The 18,910-nt window shown below is 71.4% G+C and carries 18 protein-coding genes; 10 read left to right on the top strand and 8 right to left on the bottom strand.

Features of this window, described 5'->3' with window-relative positions:
* Nucleotides 1-41: 41 nt before the first annotated feature.
* A complete protein-coding gene (locus JIG36_RS13560) occupies nucleotides 42-1,733 on the bottom strand; it encodes a sulfatase-like hydrolase/transferase (RefSeq protein WP_307872695.1) in 1,692 nt (563 codons plus the stop codon).
* Between the two features lie 143 nt (nucleotides 1,734-1,876).
* On the opposite strand from JIG36_RS13560, the gene JIG36_RS13555 reads away from it, so the two are divergent.
* From JIG36_RS13555 to JIG36_RS13545, 3 genes are all read left to right on the top strand, one after another.
* Nucleotides 1,877-4,258, top strand: a complete 2,382-nt coding sequence (locus JIG36_RS13555; protein ID WP_307872694.1) for a phosphoketolase family protein — start codon at nucleotides 1,877-1,879, stop codon at nucleotides 4,256-4,258.
* Nucleotides 4,259-4,384: 126 nt separating this feature from the next.
* Nucleotides 4,385-5,284: an aminoglycoside phosphotransferase family protein gene (locus JIG36_RS13550; RefSeq protein ID WP_203376473.1), complete on the top strand. Its 900-nt coding sequence runs from the start codon at nucleotides 4,385-4,387 to the stop codon at nucleotides 5,282-5,284.
* 46 nt (nucleotides 5,285-5,330) lie between these two features.
* On the top strand, nucleotides 5,331-5,804 hold the full coding sequence (locus JIG36_RS13545; RefSeq protein WP_203376471.1) for a GNAT family N-acetyltransferase: 474 nt from the start codon (nucleotides 5,331-5,333) through the stop codon (nucleotides 5,802-5,804).
* A 95-nt stretch (nucleotides 5,805-5,899) separates the two neighbouring features.
* On the opposite strand, the gene JIG36_RS13540 is transcribed toward JIG36_RS13545, so the two are convergent.
* Nucleotides 5,900-8,260 carry a putative bifunctional diguanylate cyclase/phosphodiesterase gene (locus JIG36_RS13540; RefSeq protein WP_203376470.1) on the bottom strand — a complete coding sequence of 787 codons (2,361 nt, stop codon included), beginning with the start codon at nucleotides 8,258-8,260 and terminating at the stop codon, nucleotides 5,900-5,902.
* Nucleotides 8,261-8,365: 105 nt separating this feature from the next.
* Between JIG36_RS13540 and JIG36_RS13535 the strand changes: the two genes are divergently transcribed.
* From JIG36_RS13535 to JIG36_RS13525, 3 genes are all read left to right on the top strand, one after another.
* Nucleotides 8,366-8,575: a hypothetical protein gene (locus JIG36_RS13535; RefSeq protein WP_203376468.1), complete on the top strand. Its 210-nt coding sequence runs from the start codon at nucleotides 8,366-8,368 to the stop codon at nucleotides 8,573-8,575.
* 63 nt (nucleotides 8,576-8,638) lie between these two features.
* The gene (locus JIG36_RS13530) at nucleotides 8,639-9,676 is read left to right on the top strand and encodes a hypothetical protein (RefSeq protein ID WP_203376467.1); all 1,038 of its coding nucleotides are present in this window, start codon (nucleotides 8,639-8,641) and stop codon (nucleotides 9,674-9,676) included.
* Nucleotides 9,677-9,700: 24 nt separating this feature from the next.
* Entirely contained in the window at nucleotides 9,701-10,486 is a 786-nt protein-coding gene (locus JIG36_RS13525; protein ID WP_203376465.1) for a class I SAM-dependent methyltransferase, read from the top strand.
* Nucleotides 10,487-10,497: 11 nt separating this feature from the next.
* Here the strand turns inward: JIG36_RS13525 and JIG36_RS13520 are convergent, their stop codons facing one another.
* The 4 genes from JIG36_RS13520 to JIG36_RS54030 form a co-directional block, all read right to left on the bottom strand.
* Nucleotides 10,498-11,178, bottom strand: a complete 681-nt coding sequence (locus tag JIG36_RS13520; protein ID WP_203376464.1) for a hypothetical protein — start codon at nucleotides 11,176-11,178, stop codon at nucleotides 10,498-10,500.
* A gap of 54 nt (nucleotides 11,179-11,232) precedes the next feature.
* Nucleotides 11,233-11,616, bottom strand: a complete 384-nt coding sequence (locus JIG36_RS13515; protein ID WP_203376463.1) for a VOC family protein — start codon at nucleotides 11,614-11,616, stop codon at nucleotides 11,233-11,235.
* 80 nt (nucleotides 11,617-11,696) lie between these two features.
* Nucleotides 11,697-12,557, bottom strand: coding sequence for a glutathione S-transferase C-terminal domain-containing protein (locus tag JIG36_RS13510; RefSeq protein WP_203376461.1), 861 nt, complete (start codon nucleotides 12,555-12,557; stop codon nucleotides 11,697-11,699).
* A gap of 99 nt (nucleotides 12,558-12,656) precedes the next feature.
* A complete protein-coding gene (locus tag JIG36_RS54030; protein WP_203376459.1) occupies nucleotides 12,657-13,319 on the bottom strand; it encodes a GNAT family N-acetyltransferase in 663 nt (220 codons plus the stop codon).
* A gap of 168 nt (nucleotides 13,320-13,487) precedes the next feature.
* Between JIG36_RS54030 and JIG36_RS13500 the strand changes: the two genes are divergently transcribed.
* The 4 genes from JIG36_RS13500 to JIG36_RS13485 all read left to right on the top strand — a co-directional run bounded on the left by JIG36_RS13500 (nucleotide 13,488) and on the right by JIG36_RS13485 (nucleotide 16,774).
* A complete protein-coding gene (locus JIG36_RS13500) occupies nucleotides 13,488-13,730 on the top strand; it encodes a hypothetical protein (RefSeq protein WP_236046695.1) in 243 nt (80 codons plus the stop codon).
* A 53-nt stretch (nucleotides 13,731-13,783) separates the two neighbouring features.
* Nucleotides 13,784-15,448, top strand: coding sequence for a beta-propeller fold lactonase family protein (locus JIG36_RS13495; RefSeq protein WP_203376457.1), 1,665 nt, complete (start codon nucleotides 13,784-13,786; stop codon nucleotides 15,446-15,448).
* Between the two features lie 73 nt (nucleotides 15,449-15,521).
* Nucleotides 15,522-16,079: a sigma-70 family RNA polymerase sigma factor gene (locus JIG36_RS13490; RefSeq protein ID WP_203376455.1), complete on the top strand. Its 558-nt coding sequence runs from the start codon at nucleotides 15,522-15,524 to the stop codon at nucleotides 16,077-16,079.
* On the top strand, nucleotides 16,079-16,774 hold the full coding sequence (locus tag JIG36_RS13485; RefSeq protein WP_203376454.1) for an anti-sigma factor family protein: 696 nt from the start codon (nucleotides 16,079-16,081) through the stop codon (nucleotides 16,772-16,774). The genes JIG36_RS13490 and JIG36_RS13485 overlap by 1 nt, the downstream gene beginning before the upstream one ends.
* On the opposite strand, the gene JIG36_RS13480 is transcribed toward JIG36_RS13485, so the two are convergent.
* A complete protein-coding gene (locus tag JIG36_RS13480; RefSeq protein WP_203376452.1) occupies nucleotides 16,771-18,081 on the bottom strand; it encodes an FAD-binding oxidoreductase in 1,311 nt (436 codons plus the stop codon). The two genes, JIG36_RS13485 and JIG36_RS13480, sit on opposite strands and share 4 nt — an antisense overlap.
* Nucleotides 18,078-18,905 (bottom strand): sulfurtransferase, encoded by an 828-nt coding sequence (locus tag JIG36_RS51860; protein ID WP_307872710.1) that lies wholly within the window; start codon nucleotides 18,903-18,905, stop codon nucleotides 18,078-18,080. Before JIG36_RS51860 ends, JIG36_RS13480 begins: the two co-directional genes overlap by 4 nt.
* Nucleotides 18,906-18,910 lie beyond the last annotated feature (5 nt).

Here is an 18,910-nt window from a genome sequence, read left to right as displayed (position 1 = left end):
TCTGCTCGCCTTCCGTACGGGCGGTGTCTGCTCGCCTTCCGTTATGACGCGGGGGTCTGCTCGCCGAACGCGGTCAGGAACTTGTCGCGGAAGTCGCTCATCGGCCACACCGGGGTGTCGGTCTTCGGGCGCAGCCCCTCGGCCCAGCCCCAGCCGGCGATCCGGTCGAGAACCTTCGGGTCCTTGGCGACGACCGTGATCGGCACGTCGTGGCTGGCTCCGGCGCCGGCCGCGATCGGGGACGGCTGGTGGTCGCCGAGGAACACCATGACCAGGTTGTCGTCGCCGTACAGCTTGATCCAGTTGATCAGCGAGGTGAGCGAGTAGACGATCGACTTGCCGTACTCGGCGCGGACCTTCTTGGGCTCGGCCCACAGCGCCTTGGGCTTCTGCCCGGCCGCCTCCATGGTGGTGTAGATCGAGCCGTCGCCGACGGAGTTCCAGTCGGGCAGGTAGTCGGGGATCGGCGCCCACGGCGTGTGGCTGGAGACCAGCGGCATCTCGATCATCAGCGGGCCCCGGCCGGGCTTCTTGTACTCGATGGTGTTGAGCTGCTTCAACGTGTACTGGTCGGGCATCGGCGACCAGCTGAACTTGGGGCCCTGATAGCCGAGGTTGCGCGAGTCCCACACGGTGTCGTACCCGTAGAAGTTGCCCTCGGGCCAGGCCCGGGTGGCACCCGGCATGACGCTGACCGTGCGGTACTGCTTGTTCTTGAACGCGCGGGTCAGGGTGAGCCGGTTGCTGGAGACCAGATTGCGGTAACGCTGCTCGTTGTTGATCCACAGCCCGGACTCGAAGGTGGCGTGGGCCAGCCAGCTGCCGCCGCCGAACGTGGGCGAGGTCAGCCAGCCGCTGCGGGCCGCGAACCCGGCCTGCTGCAGCTCGGCCGCGCCCCCGTCGAGCACGGGCCGGGTGATCGGGGAGAGCGCGTCACCCTCGACAGCGCTGCGGCCGTAGCTCTCGACGAAGGTGAAGATGACGTCCTTGCCCTTCAGCCCGGTCAGCATCTGCGCGGCCGGGACGGTCTGGAACGCGTCCTGCTGCACCTCCTGGCGGAAGTTGGCGCCGTCGCGCAGGCCAGCGCGGGCCTGGTGGGCGCGGTCCCACGCGTAGGTGGACGTGCTGCGGGCGGCGATCGGGACGGCGCCGGTGAAGGTGAGACCGAGCGAGAAGGCCAGGCCCCAGGCCACGGCCATGCCACCCGCCGTGAGTGCTGCTTTTTTCTTGTGCCGGGCGACCAGGGCGCCCACACGCAGGACCGACCAGCTGGTGAGGGCCAGGATGGCGACGACCAGGAGGATGACGCCCGCGGCAGCCGCGATCGAGGCCGGGCGGCCGTACGAGTCGACGGCGAAGCTGAACGCGTCGTCGAACAGCACCCAGTCGAGGACCGGGTCGAACGGGCGGTTGAGCTCTTCGAAGAAGCCCATGTCCAGGCACTTCTCGATCACCAGCAGGCCGACGACCGTGCCGGCGAGGATCGCGAACGGTTTGAGCGCCTTCTTCGGGAGCACGGCCAGCAGACCCAGGATCACCGCGCCCTCGACCGGGATGCGGAGGAATCCCAGCGGGGTCAGGCGGGACAGGACGTTCGGGAAGATCAGCGCCGCGAAGAGCAGGACGGCCGCCGTGATGGTCAGCGCGAGCTGGACCTTCGGCTTCCGGAACACTTCGGCGATGCGGGCGCGGCGGCTGGCGACGGCTGGCGGGCCGTCCGTGGTCTCTGGCACGACAGGGGGAACGGATGGACCGGGCTTGTCGGTTCAGTGACACGCGAAAGTCACTTCGACCCGGTACCAAAGACTCTATTGGCTGCTTCGGGGTAGGCCATAGCTTCAATGCCAACGACCGGATGTGTGAAGGGACGAGCAAGGTGACTACGGCTGTCTCCGATCTGCTGCCCACGCTCGACGAGGCCGACCTGGCCCGGCTCGACGCCTGGTGGCGGGCTGCCAACTATCTGACCATCGGCCAGATCTACCTGCAGGCGAACCCGCTGCTGCGCGAGCCGTTGAAGGCCGAACACATCAAGCCCCGGCTGCTCGGACACTGGGGCACCAGCCCCGGCCTGTCGTTCGTCTACGCCCACGTGTCCCGGCTGATCCGCCACACCGGGCAGGACGCGATCTATCTGACCGGCCCCGGCCACGGCGGTCCGGCCCTGGTCGCCGCCGGCTATCTCGAAGGCACCTACAGCGAGATCTACCCCGACGTCACCCTCGACGAGCCGGGCATGCGCAAGCTGTTCCGCCAGTTCTCCAGCCCCGGCGGCATCCCCAGCCACGTCTCGGTGACCACCCCGGGCTCCATCCACGAGGGCGGCGAGCTGGGTTATGTGCTGGTCCACGCGTTCGGCGCCGTCCTCGACAACCCCGACCTGCTCGCGATCGCGGTGGTGGGCGACGGTGAGGCCGAGACGGGCCCGCTCGAGGGCTCGTGGAAGGGCGTGTCGTTCCTCAACCCGGCTCACGACGGCGCCGTGCTGCCGATCCTGCACCTCAACGGCGCCAAGATCTCCGGGCCGACCGTGCTCGGCCGCAAAGACCCGGCCGAGGTCCGGGCCCTGCTCAGCGGTCACGGCTACGAGGTGATCGAGGTCGAGGGCGACGACGTGCCCGGCATGCACCACCGGTTCGCGGCCGCCCTGGCCGAAGCGTGGGGCCGCATCCGCACGATCCAGAAGTCGGCCCGCGAGGGGGAGTGGGACGGCACCCGCCCGACCTGGCCGCTGATCGTGCTGCGCACCCCGAAGGGCTGGACCGGCCCCGCCGAGGTCGACGGCGTCGAGGTCACCGGCACGTTCCGGGCCCACCAGGTGCCGCTGTCGGGTGTCCGCGACAACCCGGCGCACCTGGCGCTCCTGGAGAAGTGGCTCAAGTCGTACCGGCCGGAGGAACTGTTCGACTCCGCGGGCGCGCCGGTGGCGTTGCTGCGCGAACAAGACCCGTCGGGCGACCTGCGGATGAGCGCCAACCCGCACGCCAACGGCGGGGTGCTGACCCGCGAGCTCGACCTGCCCGACTTCCGCGACTACGCGATCGACGTCCCGGCGCCGGCCACCGTGCGGGCCGAGTCGACCCGCAAGCTCGGCGAGTTCCTGCGCGACATCTACCGCGACAACCCCGACCGGTTCCGGCTGTTCTCGCCCGACGAGACCAACAGCAACCGGCTCGGCGCGGTGTTCGAGGTGTCCGACCGCGCCTTCATGGAACGGGTCGGCCCGGGCGACGTGGCGATCGGCCCGTCCGGGCGGGTCATGGAGGTGCTGTCCGAGCACAACTGCCACGGCTGGCTCGAGGGCTACAACCTGACCGGCCGGCACGGCCTGTTCGCCACCTACGAAGCGTTCGCCATGGTCAGCGCGTCCCAGACCATCCAGCACGGCAAGTGGCTGGAAGAGGCCGACCACCTGCCGTGGCGGGCCAAGGTGCCCAGCCTCAACGTGCTGCTCACCTCGACGGCGTGGCGCAACGACCACAACGGGTTCAGCCACCAGGGCCCCGGCCTGATCCAGAATGTGCTGACCCAGCGCGGCACGGTCAGCCGGGTCTACCTCCCACCCGACGCGAACTGCCTGCTGTCGGTGGCCGACCACTGCTTCCGGTCCCGGTCCTACATCAACCTGATCGTCATCGACAAGCAGCCGCAACTGCAGTGGCTGACCATGGACGAGGCCCTGGAACACTGCGCCCGCGGCGCCGGCATCTGGAACTGGGCCGGCACCGACGACGGCGCCTCCGACCCCGACATCATCCTGGCCTGCGCCGGTGACGTCGTGACCATGGAGACCGTCGCGGCCGCGCAGATCCTGCGCGACCGGCTGCCCGGCATGCGGGTCCGGGTCGTCAACGTGGTCGACCTGATGGCGCTCGTGCGCCCCAAGGACCACCCCCACGGCATGAGCGAGACCCTGTTCACCGAGCTGTTCACCGACACGGTCGACGTGGTGTTCGCCTTCCACGGTTACCCGGGCGCGGTCCACCAGCTGGTCCACGGCCGGCCCGACGCCGACCGGTTCCGGGTGCGCGGCTTCATCGAGCAGGGCACCACCACGACCCCGTTCGACATGACGGTGCGCAACAAGGCGTCGCGCTACCACCTGGTGATGGACGCCATCAACAACGCCCGCCGCCTGCCGCAGGGCGCCACCGAGCTCAAGCAGTGGTGCGAGTCGCAGCTGGCGCGCCACGAGCAATACGTGGTCGAGCACCTGGAAGACATGCCCGAGGTCCACGACTGGTCCTACCCCTCCTGACGCCCTCCGCCGCCGTCCCGGTCCCGCCGCGCGCGGGGCCGGGCCCGCGCGCGTTTTCCGGTTACAGCGCCGCCCCCAGAAGATGTGCGCCGGAGGGGTCGTGCGGTTCGCGTACCGTAGCTTGCCGTGATCGAGGTTGACGAGGATCTGGTCCGTGCCCTGCTGCGGGAGCAACACCCGGACCTGGCCGATCGGCCCATCCGTGAGGTGGCGGGTGGCTGGGGGAACCAGATGTGGCGCCTCGGAGACGACCTGGTCATCCGGATGCAGCGCATGGACAGGAGTCCCGATCCGCAGCTCAAGGAGCGCCGGTGGTTGCCCGGGCTGGCCGCCCGCCTGCCGCTTCCCATCCCGGCTCCGGTCCGCAGCGGTACGCCCGGTGAGCGTTTCCCCAAGATGTGGACGGTCATGACCTGGGTCCACGGCATTCCCCTGGACGGTACGACGATCACCCGCGGCGATCACGCGGCCGACACGCTGGCGGCGTTCCTCGAGGCGTTGCACGTGCCGGCGCCGCCGGAGGCGCCGGGGGCCTCCGACTTCGGCACCCACCCCAGGGACGCCCGGGACGGTTTCGAACGCTTCATCGGGGCCGTGGACCTCGATGCCTTCGGCTTCGGCCCGGTCGAGGGTGACATCCGGGGCGTGTGGGACGACGCGGCGGCGACCCCCGAATGGCCGGGACCACGGGTGTGGGTGCACGGTGACCTGCATCCCGCGAACGTCGTCGTCGCCGACGGCACGCTCGCCGGCATCGTCGACTTCGGCGCACTGTTCGCCGGCGATCCGGCGTGGGACCTCGGGGCCGCGTGGTTGCTGCTGCCCGACGGAGGTGCCTCGCGGTTCTTCGACCGGTACGCCCAGGTGGACGAGGCGACTTTCCGGCGGGCGCGTGGGCTGGCCGCCATGAAATGCCTGTTTCTGATGCTGATGGGCCAGAACGGGGATCGCGGGCTGCCCGGCGGAAAGCCGAACTGGGGGCCCATCGGCCGGTCGGCACTTGATCGCGTCCTGAAGGACCTCTGACGTCGGCCAGGGCGGCGCCGAACCCATGCGGTCCTATTCTCGGGCGGTGCTGATCCGTGAGGCCACCGCCGCCGACCTGCCGTTCCTCGAGCTGATCGTGCTGGAGGCCTACAACTGGTCGGGGCCGCGGTTCACGCTCGACTGGGTGCGCGCCGACCCGATGGCTCAGCGCTACCTCGACGGGTTCCCCGGGCCGGGTGACCTCGGCGTGGTGGCGGCGGTCGACGGGCACGACGTGGGCGCGGTCTGGGGGCGGGCGTTGCCGGCCGACCGGGCGGGCTACGGGTTCGTGGCGCCCGACATTCCCGAGCTGACGGCCGGTGTCGTGCCCTGCGCGCGGGGGCGCGGAATTGCGTCGGCGCTGCTGTCCGCGCTGATCGACCTCGCCCGGCAGGGCGGCCGGCCCGGGCTGAGCCTCAGCGTCGAGGACGGCAACGCCGCGCGTCGCCTCTACGAGCGGGCCGGCTTCGTCGTGACCGGCCGCGAAGGCAACTCCGACACGATGCTGCTGCGTCTGTGATCGCCGCAGCGGCCGCCTCAGCCACGCGGCGATCGTCACGGATGCCTCAGCGTGGAGAAGGCAACGCGGTCCTCGTCGCGACCGGCTGTGCATTTCTAGGCCCGGGCTCCGGCGCCGTTGCCCGCACCGGCTCGGCTGCCCGCGTCGCTGCTCGCGTCATATTGGCTGCCGGCGTCGCTGGTCGCGTCGGGTCGGCTGCCGGCGTCGCTGTCCGTGGCGGCTCGGGTCTCGGCGTTCGTGCGGGCGGTCGTGACGATCGCCGCCGACAGGGCGAAGTCGGGGTCGGCGACCGGCCGGCCGTAGTGGTAGCCCTGCAGCAGGCGGTAGCCCAGCCGGTACAGCGCCTCGGCCTGGGCCGCGGTCTCCACCCCCTCGGCCACGGCGGCCAGGCCCAGGCCTGAACTGACCTGGTGCAACGCCTCGGCGATCACCGTGTGCCGACCGGCCTCGGTGACGTTGTCGACGAACGACTTGTCGACCTTGAGGATGTCCACCGGCACGGTCTGCAGCAGCCCCAGCGACGAGTGGCCGGTGCCGAAGTCGTCCAAGGCGATCCGCACGCCGAGCGCGCGCAGCTCGTGCAACGCCACCACCGCCTGGCCGCCCTCGAACACGGCCGTCTCGGTGACCTCCACGGCCAGGCACGACGCGGGCAGGCCGCTGTCGGCCAGCGCCGCCGCCACCGTCGCGGCGAAGTGCGGGCGGGCCAGCTGGCGGGCCGACACGTTCACGCTCACCTTGTCCGGCGCGCGGTCACCCAGCTCGGCGCGCCAACCGGCCAGCCGGTGACAGGCCGTCCGCAGGATCCACTCGCCGAGCTCCACGATCAGGCCGTTGCGCTCGGCGACCGGGATGAACGCGGCCGGGCTGACCAGACCCCGCGCCGGGTGTTCCCAGCGCACCAGGGCCTCCACCGCCGCGACCCGGCCCGACGGCAGCTCGACGATCGGCTGGTACACGACCCGGAACTGCTCGCTGTCGATCGCCGTCCGGATCTCCGCGCCCAGGCTGACGAACTCGCCCGCGCGCTCGTCCAGGGCGGGTGTCCACCTCCGTACGGGCTCGCCGGTCTGCTTCGCGGCGTACATGGCCGACTCGGCCTGCCGCATCATCTCGACCGGGGTCAGCCCGGACCCGCCGGCCAGACCGATCGCGACCCCTACGTACAGCTCGTGCCCGCCGACCACGACCGGCCCGCTCAACGCGTGGGCGATCGTGGCCGTGACGGCCCGCGCCTCGTCGGCGCTGGCCGAGGCGAGCAGCACCGCGAACTCGTCGCCGCCGATCCGCGCGACCACCGACGACCCGGGCGCCACCGCGGTCAGCCGCTCGGCCAGCAGTGACAACACCCGGTCCCCGATGGGCCGGCCGAGCTCGTCGTTGACGTTCTTGAAGCCGTTCAGCCCGAGCAGCGCCATCTGCGGGCGCCCGGCGACGAGGGCGTCACCCAGCGCGACCTCGAACCGGCGGCGGCTGGCCAGCCCGGTCAGTTCGTCGCTCATCGCGGCCCGGGTGAGTTCGGCCGACTGGCGGCGCACCTCGAACACAAAACCGGACATCCGGGCGATGACGAGCAGGATCAGCGCACCCGCGGCGATCGCGACCGACAGCCGGCCGGTCGGGTTGCCGCCGATGCCGGGCACCAGCAGCAGGGCGGGCGCCAGCAGCGAGCAGACACCGAACAGCAGCAGCCGGCCCCGGCCGACGCGGGCCGTCACCCGGCCGGTCGCGGGCGGAGCGGCCATCGCCGGGTGCAGGGCGGCGGCGCCCCACAACACGTACGAAAGCAGGAAGACCGCGTCGGTCGGGTGGGTGCTCGCTTCGGAATAGAGCGGGATCACCGAGAACGCGGTGTCACCGGTCAGCAGGAGCGCGAGCGAAGCCACGAGTAGATGGACGCTCGGTGTGCGGGCGCCGCCGCTGGTGAACAACCGGGCCAGCAGGGCGATCAGCAGGATGTCGACGACCGGGTAGGCGACGGTCACGACGTGCTCGAACAGCGACGCGCCGGAATCGGCGACCACCGGGCGCAACACGAAGATCCAGAACAGCAGGCCGAGCGCGGTCGCCACGATCGCGGCGTCGATCAGGTCGCCGACCGAGCTGCGGCGCTGCCGCACCAGCAGCAACAGGCCGGCCGCGAGCATCGGGTAGGAGGCCAGATAGAAGGCGTCGGCCGCCGACGGGTAGGGCGACAGGTGCAGGACGCTGTCGTAGAACTCCCAGGTCAGGTCGCCCAGCACGAAGGTGATCTGCCCGGCCGCGAACCAGCGCCACATGGCCGGGCGCTGGGGCCGGTGCAGGCGTACGGAGATCAGGATCGCCATCGCCGTCAGGATGCCGATCGCGTCGTACACCAGACTCGCGGTCAGGCTGCCCTCGGGCAGCACGTACTGACCGGCGACCGCGGCCACACCGGCCACGAGCCACCAGATCCACAACCTTCCGGACGTCACGAGGGGTCATCGGGACATAACCGGTGGGAGATGAGCCGGTGTCATGGACTTCACAAGATCGAGTGCAGTAGCCTCCGAGAGCCGTTGATCCAGAAGGGTGGATGTGTGGAGCGTCAGATCGTCCTTCGCCGCTGGACCCGGCCGGTTTATCAGGTGGGCGCGGTCGTCGCGTTCGTCGCGACCGTGCAGGCCGTGATCGTCCCGGCGGTCGGGGGACCGGCGTGGGTGTGGGGAGCTGTCCCCGTCCTGGGCGCGGCCGCCACCCTGATGACGATCAAATCCATCCCGTACGGGCATGTGAAGTATCCCGCCTGATTTCCTCGGTGGCGGCTTTCCTCCATGATCTAAGGAGGGCAGGCGACAGACGGGGGTTGATGGATGCGGCGGTCCCGCAGCGATCTGAGATCACGTCGCGTCTACTACGGGGCCCTGGGCCTGATCCTGCTGATCGGCGCCGCTCTCACCGCGATCGGCGTCACCATGGCGGGCGCCGCCCAGGACGTCCTGATCAACCTCGGGTCGTCGGTGCTCGGCGTATTCCTGGTCGCGGTGGTCCTGGAACCGATCATCAAGTTCGGGCGGCGCTACGAGGAACAGATCCACGGCGGCTTCCCGCACCGGCGCTTCCTCGACGGCGTCGCCGGTTGTTCCCAGCGCGTACGCATCATGGGCGCCTGGCCGTACGTCATGGAGACCCAGTGGCGCGCCGAGTTCCTGGACGCCCTGCTGGCCGCGATCCGCCGCAACGCCCAGGTCGAGATCCTGATCCTCGACCCGACCAGTCCCGCCGCGATGCAGCGCCGCACCGACATGCGCGACTCGACCGAGATCTCCCGCCTGGTCACCGAGATCCTGGCCGCCCTCGACGCCTTCCGCGCCCGCGTCCCGCGCGAGAAACAGACCCGATTGCACGTACGGATCTACAACACGCTCCCACCGGCCCGCCTGTACCGCTGGGACAACCGGGCGTTGAGCTCGTTCTTCCCGGCCGGCGACCGTTGGGGTTCCGACGTCCGGCACTACGAGACCAACGTGACGTCCGGGCTCGGGCATTTCGTCGACGACCAGTTCTCGCTCATCTGGAACGACAAGCGCTCCCGCGACCTGACCACGTACCTGCGCCTGCCGCTGCGCATCCAGGCCACCGGCCGCACGTTCCACGCCCGCTACGTGATCCTCGACGACGGCCTCTACGCGATCGCCCCCGAGCTGACCGACAGCCTGATGCGCAACGCCTCAACCGACTGGCGCGTCTGCGTGGAGGACACCCCCGACCGCGACTACACCGCCCAGGGCGTCCCCGACGACGATGACGAGGCGTGGGAGTCGATCCTCGAGTTCTACACCCTCAAATACGGCGAGCCCACCACCCCCGGCCGCCTCCCCGGCACCATCCGCCTGGTTGAGCAGCCCTGACCCCGGTGCGACTACGTTTTCGCTGTGGATACCGACATCACGGCCGTGGCCGAGGCCAACCGCGTCAGCTGGAACCGCATCGCGCCCCGGCGCTCGGGCCGGCCCGTCGAGCGGATCCGAGCGGGCGAACTCAGCCTGGAGGGCTTCGAACGCCGCCTGGCCGGCGACGTCACCGGCCGCCGCGTCGTGCACCTCGCATGCTCGTACGGGGACGAGGTGTTGTCCTGGGCCGTTCTCGGCGCACACGCCACCGGTGTGGACATCTCCGACGTCGCCGTCGCGACCGCCCGGGCGAGAGCGGCCGAAGCCGGCATCGACGCCGACTTCCGCCGGGCCGACATGCTCACGCCGCCCCCGGACCTGGTCGACCTGGATCTGATCTACCTCAGCTGGGGCGCGATCTGCTGGGTCCCCGACCTCGCCGTCCTCGCGACCATGGTGACCGCTCGGCTCCGGCCTGGCGGCGCGCTGTTGTTGTGCGACCACCATCCCGCCTGGGAGGTGCTCTCCGCCCGCGAACCCGGCCGCCTGGCGGTGGTCGGCGACTACTTCGGCCGCGGTCACCCGAACACCGAGCAGGACGACGCCAAACTGCCGGTCGGAGCTCGCGGCGAGCCCGACGCGCCGTCGTTCTCCACGTTCGTGTGGCCGGTCAGTGACGTCGTGATGGCGCTGATCCGGGCCGGCCTGCGCCTGGACGAGTTCTTCGAGGCCCCCGAGCCCCGCCTCTACGCCGGGCTGGGCGAGGCCGCCGGTTCCCTTCCGGCCTACTACGTCATCAAAGCCACCAAGCCCGACCGCGACCGCTGAGGAAAGGACGCTCAGAAGTCGATCGCCAGCAGCCACTCGCCGCCTCGTTGGGGGCGGTAGCCCAGGCCGCCGGCCAGGGCTCGGACCACGGCGGGCAGGTGGGCCGCGCCGTAGATGACGGCCACGTCGATCTGCTCGTGGCGGCGCTCGGTGTGGATCCGCTGGACGGTCGCCACCAGGTCGCGGTCGCGTTCCTCCAGCATCAGGCGGTTCATCAGCGCCCACCGCATGCGGGGCTCGCTGATGTCGCTGATCTCGAAGTTCTGCCGCATCAGCATGTCGCGGCCGCCCACCGCCATGGTGATCGTCAGGTAGGGCACCAGCAGGGCCAGGTCGATCCAGCCGGCCAGGGGCAGGCGGCGGCGCCGGCCCTCGAGGATGCGGCCGTCGGGCCAGACCGTGGGCACGCCGAGCGCCTCGTAGTCGATGTTCTGGTGCACCAGCGGGCCGCCGCGGTACTGCCGGGTGAGCCGCAACGCGGTCACGTAGGCCAGGCCGGTCGAGCTCGGACCGTCGTACATTTCGGCCACGATCAGCTGGCAGCGCGCCAGCCGTTCCGAGAGCAGGCGGTAGTAGTCGGGCCGGCCCATGTGGACGACCGGCATCAGGACGAACCGCAGCGGGCTGTCGCGGTGCTTGAACACGAGCACCACGGACCGGAGCCCGAAGATGCTGACCTCGGTGAGCTGCATGACCTGACCTCCCCCGGGTCTGGTCGCCCCAGGGTAGGGAGCACACGTCAGCGCTCAGTGAGCACTCAGCGGCGAAGAGTCACCGACGAGCCAGAGATGCCCGTACGGATCGAAGAACCCGCCCTGCCGATGCGGGCCCCACGGCATGTCGTGAACGCGTACGGGATCGTGGTTGTCGGCACCCGCCGCCGCGGCCCGCGCCACGAAGGCGTCCGGGTCCTCGGTGAACACCTCGACCCGTACGGTCGTCGTGCCCACGCCCTGCGGCGTGTCCCAGCCGTTGCCGGCCGGCTCGGCCAGGAAGAACGGCGCCCCTTCGATCTCGAGCCCCACCACCGACCCGAGGTTCCACAGCTCAACGGCGCCGAGGGCACGCTGGTACCAGCCGGACGCCTCGGCCGCATCGGGCACCGCGACCATCAACGAGATAGCAGTCATGCCGACCAGACTCACCCCGCCCGGCGCCCGCGTAAAGCGGAAGGGCGACGAGACGGTTGTGCTGTGTGGCGGCCGTGAGGTCAGTGCCAGTCCGGCCGGATTGCGCCCGGGCGGGTGAAGGCCGCGAACTCGGTGGTGTCGCGGAAGGCCGGCACCGCGTAGAGGCGACGCGCGTAACGCCACAGGTGGGGATAGACGTGCAGGCCGGGGTTGATCGTGCGCAGAGCGTTGGGTCCCACGTCGTAGCGGACCAGCGTCACCCACAGCCGGATGTCGGCTTCGGTGAGCACGCCGCCCACGAGGAAGTCCGAGCGGGAGAGACGGGCGTCGAGCAGTTCAAAGGCGTCGAGCAGCGCCGTACGGGCATGGCCGGGCTCCCGGGCGGCCGCGCCCACCCCCTCGTTGACGGCCGGCCGCAGCCACCGGTCGAGCTCGTCGATCGGCCCGCGCAGGTGCTCGGGGTAGGTGTCGACCGGGTTGCCGGCCAGATGCCGGAACCGTGTGGCGAGGTCGATCCCGATGCCGGTGGCCTCGTTGCTGACGACCCGCGTGGTGAACCTGTCCCACAGCGTCGGAACGGCGATGTGCCCGGCGTAGTCGTCGACCGTCGCGTCGTACGCCTGCCGCAGCAGCGTGAACCCGTTGACCGGGTCGGGCCCGTAGCGCTCCCGGAACGCCCAGCCCCGGGCGTCGCGGGTGTTGTCGACGTACGACATGGTGACGATGTCGTGCAGCCCGGCCAGCTCGCGGGTGATCGCGACCCGCTGCGACCAGGGGCAGAACCAGCCGCCGTAGATGTGGTAGCGGAACGGCCGCGCGGTGAACTCACCGTCCGCCGTGATCCGCCCAGTGAAGCCCACCCGGGGTTCGATCTCGTATCGGCCGTAGGTCGCGATGTCGGTCGGGCCGGCCAGGTGGGTCCGGGCGGACAGCTGCGGCATGGGCGGCCTCCTCGCAACGGCTTCCCGTTCACCCTGGAACACCGCCCCCACCCGCGTCAACCATTCCTACATGAGTAATAGGCGATGGGTGCGGGGCGGTCAGTCGCGGGAGTGCCAGTTGACGTGGCCGGTGACGGCGAAGCCGAGCTTCTCGTACAACGGCCGCCCGGCGTGGGTCGCCACCAGGCTGTGGGGCTGGTTCGGGCTGATCGCGGCCGACAGGAGCGTGCCGGCCAGGCCCTGCCCCCGGTGACCGGGCAGCGTGACCACCCAGTAGACCCCGGTGGAGGTGCCGTCGTCGAAGGTGTACGCCCCGGCCGCCGGTTCGCCGTCGCGGTAGGCCAGCCACACCCGCCAGCCGGGCAGCGACAACACCCGCGCCGGCAGGGCCCGCCCCGGGTGCAGGGGCTGGAACCGCGGCAGCGGGAACCCGTCGACCATCACCCGCTCGGCCACGACCAGCTCGGCGGCGTCGCGCACCTCACCCACCGTGACACCCGGCCGCGGCTGCACCGGGTCGACCGGCCCGGGTGGACGGACCATGACGGGCAGCCGTTCGAGGCCGTCGGCGGGCGGGCCGAACGCGTCCTCGAACGTGTACGCGCCGTCGGGCGGCTCGACCGGCCCCGCCGGCGCCAGCGCGATCAGCCGGGTGAAGCCGGGGAACACCGCCCGGAAGAGCGGCCCCTCGTACGAGACCGAAGGGCCGAGCGAACTCCACATGGCGGCCGCGTTGCGCAGGTAGATCGCGGTGTCATCCACGGCCGAACGTGACGTCCTTCGTGCGGTCGCGGCCGGTGAGGGTGGTCATGGCAAGGACCCTAGACCGGCCCCCCGACAAAAACCTGAACCGCCCACCGGCGGCGGGTCGTGTGGAGAGGACCACGGGGAAGGAACCGAAGAGGCGATGGATATCCATGTGGAGCTGTGTTGAACCCGGCGGCCCCGCCGCCCGTACCCCTCGGCATGTGGGATGACGGGCGGTTGCTGGCAGCGCTCGCCGCGCTGCCGCCGGAGGCCTTCATCGAGGGCCCGGCCGACGACGACGATCTGCGATGGCGGCGCACCGCCCGGCGGCTGCGCCGCGAACTCGGCGCTGAACCGGCCCGGTCGGCGCCTCCCGAGGGGCATCTCGCCCCGGTCCTGGAGCTTCGGCCTAACCCGGTCGACTGACCGGGGGGTTCCGCCGGTTGACCGGCCAGCCCATGATGGGGCGCGGTGATCACATGACTTCCGACAACCTGCCCCCGGAGCTCGCGGCCCGGGCCGGCGACGCCGACCGCAATGTGCGGCACGCGGCCGTCGGCGAACTGCTCGACCTGGCCCGCGGCGACGACCGCGAGGCGGCCGTGGCCGCCCGGGCCGCCCTCGTCGAGCTGACCTCGGACGACAGCCGTCAGGTGTCCGCGGCGGCCGAGGAGGCCCTGGCCTCGACGTCGATCGCGCTGGAACCGCCGAGGATCGACTTCGGACCGGTCGCGCCCGGCACGCCCCGCCTCGAAGCGGTGGTGACGATCACGGGCTCGCCGATGGCCCTCGCGTCCCGGCTCAAGGTCACCGGCGGCGGCCTGCGCGCCCGCATCGCCGGCGACCAGCTGCAGGTGCAGTGGCTGCCCGGTGGCGGCCCGCTCACCGGCATGGTGTCGCTCGACGGGCCGGCCGGCGCGGCTGACCTGCCGGTCACCGGCCACATCGGGTTCGGGCCGCTCACCGGTTTCGCGGCCGAGGCCCGGCAGAACGCTGTGGCGGGACTCGGAAGTCTCCAGTCGGCGTTTCCGCCCGTACGGGAAACTGAATTGTCCAAAAAGTCTGGGAAGGGTCTCATCGTCGCAGCCGCGACCGCTGTCGTGCTCCTGGCCGGCACCGGCATCGCCGCGGCGGTGACACTGACCGGCAACGAGACGGCGGCACCGCCGGCCGTGCAGCAGGAGCCGACGACAACACCGCCGACCGCGCCGCCCTCGCCGGAAGCGCCGGCTCCAAGACGGGAAAGCATCGACAAACCCACCGTCGAGGGCACGATCAAGGTCGGTGACGAGCCCGAGGGTGTGGCGGTCTCACCCGACAGCCGCACCCTCTATGTGGCCAACCAGAACTCGCGCATCCTCTCCGTGGTCGACCTCACCTCGGGCGACGTCAAGAGCGTGCAGCTGCGCAACACCCCGCGCTTCGTCGCCGTCTCCCGCGACGGCCGGCGCGTCTTCGTCTCCATGTACGAGGACCTGCTCGACGGCAGTGGCGTGGCCGTGGTCGACGCCGAGAAGCTGACCGTCCTGAAGAATCTGAACACCGGCGTCCAGCCGTACGCGCTGGCCGTGGCCCCCGACGGCCGTCTGTGGGTGCCGATCCACGGCGGGCGCAATGTCGAGATCTATTCGGCCGCCGAGCAGAAGCTGGAGGGCCGCGTCTTCGTGCCGGAGAACCCGCACGCGGTCTCGTTCGACACCGACGGGCGGCGCGCCTTCACCCCCGACCACGAGTCGAGCACGGTCTCGGTCATCGACATGCGCAACGACCAGCGGCTGCGCTCCATCCCGGTCAGCGCCGCCCCGCACAGCCTGGCCGTGTCACCCGACGGGCGTACGGTCGTGGTCGCCTGCTTCCAGGCCAACGCGGTCGACATCATCGACGCGGTGACGCTGGAACGCCGCGGCCCGTTCAAGGTCGGCACCAAACCGCAGGCGGCGGCGTTCGCGACCGACTCCGGGCACGCCTACGCGGTCAACGAGGGCAGCAACTCGGTGTCGGTGGTGGACCCGCGCACCGGTCGCATCACCGCGACCGTCCCGGTCGGCCGCAGCCCGCGCACGATGGCCGTCTCACCCGACGGCAAGTTCGCGTACGTGTCGAACGGCGACGACGACACGGTCACCATTTTGCGGGTGAGTTGATGCCCGAAAGAGTGATTGCCGGAGTGCAACAACATCTGGGCATGATCGCGTGACGTGGCGTGAGAGGACGGTAATGGCTTCGTGGACGCGAAGGCGGGAGGGTAGCGCCGACGAGGTGCTCATCCGCCAGCTCTACAACGAGCACGGCGGTGCTCTCCTGGCCTATGCGACCCGGCTGATGGGTGACCGCGCCCTCGGCGAGGACGTCGTGCAGGAGACACTGATCAGGGCCTGGCGCAACCCGGACGCGCTGACCAACGACAAGGGTTCCGTACGCGGTTACCTGTTCACGATCACCCGGAACATCGCGATCGACCGGCACCGGGCTCGTCAGGCCCGCCCGGCCGAGGTCGCCGAGACGCCCAGCAGCACGCCGGTCGCCCGCGACCACGCCGACCAGGTGGTCGACTCGATGGTGGTGCTCGGGGCGATGGAGAAGCTGTCCGACGAGCATCAGCAGGTTCTCCGGCAGATCTACTTCCAGGGCCGTACGGTCGAGGAGGCCGCCGAGACGCTCGGTGTGCCGGCCGGGACCGTCAAGTCGCGCAGCTACTACGCGCTGCGCCGATTACGGGAGGCGATCGCCGAACAGCCGGCCGGACCCAGGATCGTCGCGGAAGGAGCAGCCTGATGAGCGAGCACGACAACGAACTGCTCGGCGCGTACGTCCTCGGCGTGCTCGAGCCCGGCGAACGCTCCACCGTGCAGACCCACCTCGACGGCTGCGAGCAGTGCCGCAAGGAGCTCGACGAGCTGCGCGAGATGGAGGCCGCGCTCGGTGAGCTGCCGCCCGAGGCGCTGATCGACGGCCCGCCGGTCGACGGGGAACTGCTGCTGCAGCGCACCCTCAAGCAGGTCCGGGGCGAACGTACCCGCGACGACCGCGTACGCCGCTCGGTCTGGCTCGCCGCGGCCGCGGTGGTCGCCGTGGCGGTGCTCGGCGGTGGCGCGCTGCTGGGCCGGGGAACCGCCCCCGGCCAGCCGGTCATCGAGGCCAACCCGGCCGTGACGCTTCCGGCCGACGCCCGTACGGCCTCGGCCGCCGACGCCGCCACCGGCGCGCGGATGACCGTCGCCGTGATCCCGGCCGCCGGGTGGGTGCGGGTGCACGCCGAGGTGAGCGGGGTCGCCGCCGGTCAGCAGTGCCGGCTCTACGTGATCGGCAAGGACGGTTCCCGCCGCGAGGCCGGCAGCTGGCTGATCTCGGAGAAGGCGGCCGCCGAGGGCGGTTCGGTCGACGGTTCGGCCCTGATCGCCCCCGACGAGGTGGCCTCGGTGCAGGTCGAGACGTTCGCTGGTCAGCCCCTGGTCAACGTCCCGGTCTAGATCGCCTTCCCCGGGTTGAGGATGTTGTCCGGGTCGAACAGGGCTTTGATACGGCGCTGGAGGTCGTGGCTGACCGGCCCGATCTCCCGCGCCAGCCAGGCCCGTTTCAGCGTGCCGATGCCGTGCTCGCCGGTCAGCGTGCCGCCCAGGTCCAGCGCCAGCGTGAAGATGTCGTCGGCGGCCCGCTGGACCTCGGGCGGGATCGTGGTCGCGGCCGGGTCGGCCACGATGATCGGGTGCAGGTTGCCGTCGGCGGCGTGCGAGAGCGTGAAGATGGGCACGCCGTGGCGGGCGGCGATCCGTTCCACCGCGCGTACGGCCTCGGCCAGGCGGGAGCGGGGGACGGCGATGTCCTCGATCAGCGGGCGGCCCAGGCGTTCGATCGCGGGCAGGGCCTGACGGCGGGCGGCCAGCAACGCCGTGGGGTCGCGGCTCACCTCGACCGTACGGGCGGTCTCGGCCAGGACCTTCTCGGCGACCAGTTCCTCACCGGCGGCGTCGGTCTGCACGATCAGAAGGGCGCCGGCGTCGGGCCGGGTGCCGATCGCGCGCAGCGTCGCGGCGTCGAGCAGTTCGGCCATCGCGGGCTGGACGCCGGACGCGGTGAGGGCCACGGCGGCCGCCGCCGCGAGGGCGATGTCGTCGAAGGTCGCGGCCAGGGTGGTCGTGGACAGGGGGAGTGGCCGCAGCCGCAGGGTCGCCTCGACCACCACGCCCAGGGTGCCCTCCGAGCCGACGATCAGCCCCGTGAGGTCGTACCCGGAAACGCCTTTGAGGGTCGAGCGCCCGGTCCTGATGCGCTCGCCGCTCGCGAGGACAACCTCCAGGCCGAGTACGGCGTCGCGCGTCACCCCGTACTTGGCGCAGCGCAGGCCGCCCGCGTTGGTGGCGATGTTGCCGCCGATGGTGGAGATCTCGAAGCTGGCCGGGTCGGGGGCGTAGCGCAGACCTAGTTTCCCGGCCGCACGGTCGAGGTCGGCCGTGATGACACCGGGCTCGACCACCGCGGTGCCGTCGTCCGGGTCGATCGCCACGATCCGGTCCATGCGGCTCAGGTCGAGCACGAGCGCGCCCTCTCCAGCGGTGGTGGCGCCGGTCAGCGCGGTTCCGGCGCCGCGCGGGACCACCACCGTACGGGCGGAGGTGGCCCCTCGCAGCACGCGCGCGACCTCGTCGGCGTCGCGGGGGAACAGCACCGCCGCGGGCCGCCCGACCGGCGCCCACCCCGACCGGTCGACCCGGCGCTCCTCCACGACACCGGTGTCAGAGGACCACGTGACACCGATGGACTCCCACCAGTTCGTCACTCGGGGTCGCCCTTTTCCAGGGGCCGGTCGGGGTCGGAGGACCAGGCCGACCACGAACCGGGATATAACGCCGCGTCGATGCCGGCGACGGCCAGGGCTGCGATCTCGTGCGCGGCGGTCACACCCGATCCACAGTAGACGCCGACCGGGCCGGTCACGTCCGCGAACCGCTCCCGCAGCTCGCCGGTGGCCCGGAACAGCGGCACGCCCTCGCTCAGATTCCCGGTCGTCGGCTTGCTGACCGCCCCCGGGATGTGGCCGGCGCGCGGGTCGATCGGCTCGACGTCGCCGCGGTAGCGCTCGGCGGCCCGGGCGTCGATCAGCGTTCCCGGGCCGGGCAAGGTGGCGGCCTCGTCGGCGGTCAGGGTCGGCAGGTGCCCGGCCGAGAGCGTGATGTCGCCCGGCGGTTGCGGCCGGGCCTCCCCGGCGACGGCGGCGTGCCCGGCGGCCGTCCACGCGGCCAGGCCGCCGTCGAGGATGCGCACGTTCGGGACACCGGCCCAGCGCAGCAGCCACCACGCGCGGGCCGCCGCCAGGCCGCCGCTGTCGTCGTAGACCACCACGCCGCGCCCACGGGTCAGACCCCAGCGCCGGGCCGCGGCCTGAAGGTCCTCGATGGCCGGAAGCGGGTGCCGTCCGGCGCCGGGGGAGTGCGGACCGGCCAGCTCGGTGTCGAGGTCGACGTAGACCGCGCCCGGGATGTGCCCCGCGCGGTAGTGGTCGGCGCCGTGCGGGTCACCGAGTTTCCAGCGCACGTCGAGCAGCACCGGCGGGGGCGGCGGCTCGGCTACCCGCGCGTAGAGCTCGTCCACGCCGATCAGCACGGCCG

The organism is Paractinoplanes ovalisporus, from assembly GCF_016834655.1.
Classification (GTDB): domain Bacteria; phylum Actinomycetota; class Actinomycetes; order Mycobacteriales; family Micromonosporaceae; genus Actinoplanes; species Actinoplanes ovalisporus.
This window is presented reverse-complemented; position numbering and strand designations above follow the sequence as displayed.